The 993-nt window shown below is 74.7% G+C and carries 2 protein-coding genes; both read left to right on the top strand.

From position 1 onward, the window contains the following. The coding region (locus D183_RS24895) for a DNA methylase (protein WP_039727928.1) at nucleotides 1-439 on the top strand (439 nt) is incomplete at its 5' end. Continuing rightward, nucleotides 436-963 (top strand): methylated-DNA--[protein]-cysteine S-methyltransferase, encoded by a 528-nt coding sequence (locus tag D183_RS0115125; protein WP_017909746.1) that lies wholly within the window; start codon nucleotides 436-438, stop codon nucleotides 961-963. The genes D183_RS24895 and D183_RS0115125, both read left to right, overlap by 4 nt. Nucleotides 964-993 lie beyond the last annotated feature (30 nt).

The following is a 993-nucleotide window of genomic DNA, read 5'->3' on the forward strand; positions in this document are numbered from 1 at the left end:
TGGCGCCGTGCGGCCCGGCCAGCCGCCGGGCCTGGACCGCGCCTTCCCGACCCCGCAGGCACTGCGCGACGCGCCGCTGGAAGCCATCGGCCTGCCGCGCTCGCGTGCGGCGACGATCCGTGCGCTGGCGCAGGCGGTGCTGGACGGCCGTCTGTCGTTCCGTGCCGGCCAGCGCCTGGACGACTTCGTCGCCCACGCCATCACCTTGCCCGGCATCGGCGCCTGGACCGCGCAGTACATCGCCCTGCGCGCGCTCGGCCAGCCCGACGCCTTCCCCGCCGGCGACCTGGTCCTGCAACGCATGCTCGGCGCGGACGGCGCACGCCTGAGCGAACGCGCCACCGAGGCACGCGCGCAGGCCTGGCGTCCCTGGCGCGCCTACGCGGTGCTGCACCTGTGGCACCTGGCCAACGACCCTCCCGAGGAGACCCGCGCATGACCGCGTCCCCGCTGTCCTACGACCGTTTCGACACCCCGATCGGCATGCTCACCGTCGCTGTCGGCAGCGATGGCGTGCGTCACATCCTGTTCCCCGAGAACCGCTACGACGCCCGTGGCCGCGCCGACTGGGTGCACGATCCGGCTCCGGTGCGCGCCGCGCGCGAGCAGTTGCTGGCCTACTTCGCCGGCGAGCGTGAGCACTTCGACCTGCCGCTGGCGCCGCACGGCACCGACTTCCAGAAGCGGGTGTGGCTGGCATTGGCCGAGATCCCGTTCGGCGCGACCTGGAGCTACGCGCAACTGGCGCAGCATGTGGGCCAGCCGCGTGCGGTGCGCGCGGTCGGCGCCGCCAATGGCCGCAACCCGTTGCCGATCGTGCTCCCCTGCCACCGGGTGATCGGCGCCAACGGCGCGCTCACCGGCTTTGGTGGCGGCCTGCCGACCAAGGCCGCGCTGCTGGCGCTGGAGCGACGCGAGGGCGGCGACGCGGCCGCCGGCACCATGGCCCCGCTGTTCGGCTGAGCGTCGCAGCCTGCGGCGGCGGCGGCGACA

It is taken from the genome of Xanthomonas sp. SHU 199 (assembly GCF_000364665.1).
Taxonomy (GTDB): domain Bacteria; phylum Pseudomonadota; class Gammaproteobacteria; order Xanthomonadales; family Xanthomonadaceae; genus Xanthomonas_A; species Xanthomonas_A sontii.

Excerpts from the sequence above, each read along its gene's own strand:
- D183_RS0115125 (WP_017909746.1), top strand. The coding sequence starts at position 436 with ATGACCGCGTCCCCGCTGTCCTACGACCGTTTCGACACCCCGATCGGC.